Source organism: Mycobacterium sp., from assembly GCF_052144515.1.
Lineage (GTDB): Bacteria > Actinomycetota > Actinomycetes > Mycobacteriales > Mycobacteriaceae > Mycobacterium.
On the sequence record NZ_JBKQQD010000123.1, the window covers coordinates 1 to 2,979 of the forward strand.

Annotated in this window: 5 protein-coding genes and 1 pseudogene; 4 read left to right on the forward strand and 2 right to left on the reverse strand. The window is 61.2% G+C overall.

Features of this window, described 5'->3' with window-relative positions:
- Positions 1-266: DUF4189 domain-containing protein (locus tag ACLP9N_RS07615; protein ID WP_442406817.1), on the forward strand; the 266-nt coding region annotated here is incomplete at its 5' end.
- A gap of 141 nt (positions 267-407) precedes the next feature.
- On the opposite strand, the gene phoU is transcribed toward ACLP9N_RS07615, so the two are convergent.
- A complete protein-coding gene (gene phoU / locus ACLP9N_RS07620) occupies positions 408-1,055 on the reverse strand; it encodes a phosphate signaling complex protein PhoU (protein WP_442406818.1) in 648 nt (215 codons plus the stop codon).
- A gap of 148 nt (positions 1,056-1,203) precedes the next feature.
- Here phoU and ACLP9N_RS07625 point away from each other — a divergent pair, with 148 nt between their 5' ends.
- The 3 genes from ACLP9N_RS07625 to ACLP9N_RS07635 all read left to right on the forward strand — a co-directional run bounded on the left by ACLP9N_RS07625 (position 1,204) and on the right by ACLP9N_RS07635 (position 2,417).
- Positions 1,204-1,512, forward strand: coding sequence for a DUF3349 domain-containing protein (locus tag ACLP9N_RS07625; RefSeq protein WP_442406819.1), 309 nt, complete (start codon positions 1,204-1,206; stop codon positions 1,510-1,512).
- A 141-nt stretch (positions 1,513-1,653) separates the two neighbouring features.
- Positions 1,654-1,815: a hypothetical protein gene (locus ACLP9N_RS07630; protein WP_442406820.1), complete on the forward strand. Its 162-nt coding sequence runs from the start codon at positions 1,654-1,656 to the stop codon at positions 1,813-1,815.
- A gap of 113 nt (positions 1,816-1,928) precedes the next feature.
- Positions 1,929-2,417: a hypothetical protein gene (locus ACLP9N_RS07635; protein ID WP_442406821.1), complete on the forward strand. Its 489-nt coding sequence runs from the start codon at positions 1,929-1,931 to the stop codon at positions 2,415-2,417.
- Positions 2,418-2,663: 246 nt separating this feature from the next.
- Here the strand turns inward: ACLP9N_RS07635 and ACLP9N_RS07640 are convergent.
- Positions 2,664-2,979, reverse strand: a pseudogene (locus tag ACLP9N_RS07640) (hypothetical protein); the annotation flags it as partial.

Here is a 2,979-nt window from a genome sequence, read left to right on the forward strand (position 1 = left end):
TTGAGGCGTATGCGGTGAGCCATTGCGCCGAGAGGCATGGCGCAACCGACTGCCGCGTTCTTGCCGAGGGTCGGGGTGGCTGTGTGGCCCTCTCCAATAATGGTCAGAGCTTCGTCGGGGGCTGGGGCGCCACCCGCAGTGCTGCCGGTGCCGCAGCGGTGGCCAAGGTAGGGTCAGCGGGGGCAAATGTGGACATCGCTCGCTGCGTCGGCGATCCGGGTCTAATCTCCTCCACTGGGAACTTCTCGTTTGTGGCCACGCAGTAGCCATGCAACGCCTCCTCGTCCCGACCCGCATTTGGAGGGGGTAAGGGGTACCCCTGGGTACCCTTTACCGGGCAGGTTTCGCGCCTTAAACGGCTCAGCGCCCGCTCCCTCTCCGCCGAAATCTGCTGCGGGCCCTATATTTCAGTCATTGGCAGCTTCCCCTGTCGCCTCAAAGACAACGCGACGCCCTATCTCCACGGCGTGGTCGGCAAAGCGTTCGTAAAACCGACCCAGCAGGGTGACATCCACGGCTGCTGCGACGCCATGCTTCCACTCCTTATCCATCAAGACGCTGAATAGCTGTTGGTGAAGTTGATCCATCGCATCGTCCTTCTTGCTGATCTGAGCGGCTTGCTTCGGATCACGCGATAGCACCACGTCCTTGGCACTGTTTCCGAGGTCTACGGCAATCCGTCCCATCTCGGCGAAGTAGCCTTTGACCTCCTCGGGCAGGGCGGGGTTGGGGTGGCGGCGGCGAGCGATTTTCGCGACGTGGAGTGCCAGAGCGCCCATCCGTTCAGCGTCTGCCACGTTCTGGAAGGAACCGAAGACGAGCCGCAGGTCGCCCGCGACGGGTGCTTGCAACGCGAGCAACGCAAAGGCAGCTTCCGCTGCGCGGGTTTGCATGCGGACAAGCTCGTCATGGTCACTGATAACTTGTTCGGCCATGGCCAGGTCCGTCTGTAACAGCGCCTGCGTCGCACGGCCCATCGCCAAGCTGGCGAGGCCGCACATGTTGCTGAGCGTTTCAGTCAGCGAGTCGAGTTGTTCATGGAACGCCGTGCGCATGGCATCACCCTAGAAGGGCATGGACCGAGCGCAGTAGCACTGGTGAACTCGTCATGAACGCAATCTTTCCGGATACTTGAAGAAGTTGCCTTGGCCGGTCCAGGGGAACCAATGTTGATCGCAGGACGATTCACGTTAGGGGGTAACCATGCCGCTATCCGGTTTGCTGACGCGGATCGTGGCCTTCCTCCGAGCGGGCTACCCCGAGGGCGTCCCGACGAACGACTACATTCCCCTCTTGGCGCTACTGCGCCGCCGACTGTCCGACGACGAGGTCTTAGCCGTTGCCACCGAGTTGATGTCCATCGGACACACGCCGGTCGAGGGAACTGACGTGCGGGTTGCGATCACCAAGCTGACCGACGACATGCCCTCGCCTGAAGACACCGAGCGTGTAAAGCGGCGGCTCGTTGCGGCTGGCTGGCCGGTGACAGACCCTCTGGGCTTCCTGGGGTAGACGCTAATGGCAGCGACGAACAGGGGTGATGAACCATCGACGGGAAGCGCCGCTGTTGCCAAGGTCATTCCCCTTACCCGACGTTCTGAGCGCGTCCAGGCCTAACTCTTCGCCAAAATACTGCGCCGCGAGATCGCGACGATGAAGAGGAAAGTGACCAACGCCGAATCGGCGTGGCAACGCCGTTGTGAGTCCGAAGGCTACGTCGATCCTCCGCAGCGTCTGGCGGTGATGCGGGAACGCATTGCCGAAGCGCGAAGAATGCTCAAGGCACTGAATGCTCGGTTCCCCCGCATCACCTAGGCGCCCGCATCACCTAGGCGATGGACATCCATTCCCCAGCAGCTCGTCGATCATTGCCATGCAGAAACCTAAGTGCTGGTCACCGGGCAGGTGCGGGCCTACAGTTGTCCGCCGTGAGTCTTGGGATTCTCGGCTTCGCGCTGTCGGTCGTAGCTTTGCTGTGGAACCTCGCACTGACCTGGCTGAAGTGGCCCCGCATCAGGGTTGAGATCTTCCCCATCCTCGGGGCCGCAGAGACCTACAGACTCATCATCGTCAACCTCGGCTCTGAAGCGATCACGCTTCGCAGCGTTGGGCTAGGTACCCGCACAAGCCCCCACGCTCTTGATTACGCTAGAGATCGCTTCGCGGGCAGGCCCTTGCCCGAGGGCGCTGACCTTCCGGCACGTATTGAAGGGCACGACCTCCGTGTGTGGACTTACAACGAGCAGCTGCTCACTGTGTTCCCAAGGGAAACAATGGTTGTCGGATACGCCGACCGGTACAAGGCGTTTGGCCGGGCACCTCGCGACACTCAAACGCTGCTCAAAACGGTTAGGTCAAAACCGCAGTTCAGAAATCGCGGGGTCGAGCCGACGCCCCAACCCACCCGTAACGCCTGACTGGGAACGGCAATCACCAGGGTCCGGCCACACCCACGCTAACCTGATCCCACGCCCCGCCACACCGTGAATTGCACTGCGCCAGAAGAGCAGGCAGGCCAACCCGGCATGCGAGATCTCGACATCATCGACTCCGACCAGGGCATATTCCGCTTAAAAGGGACGCTTTAATTAGCCTGTGCGACGATGTAAACAGCACCGCGTTTAAGCAGGCCCTGGCGCGCAGTAAGTTAGCGAGACGCCACTTCAACGCACTGTATCGAGTGCCGTAGTCCAATCGGTGGCGATGGCCTCCTGCGCCGCAGCGAGTGGCACTCTGCCTTCGCAGACAAGCTCATGCAGCCTAGATTCGACGCCGTCTTTCGGGTTTGGGGATGCACCGGGTTCGATCCACAGGTTGCGGGGATCGTTCGGGTCCCCGCCAACTTCAAGTGGCACGAGATGGTCGTACTCAACGTCTTTCAGGGAGCCGGTGTACCCGTATGCCGCCGCGTTCTCGCGCTTTTCGATCTCGGTAATGGAAGCAGGCGGCCGGATTGACTTGGTGTAGCCGGTCCTGCAA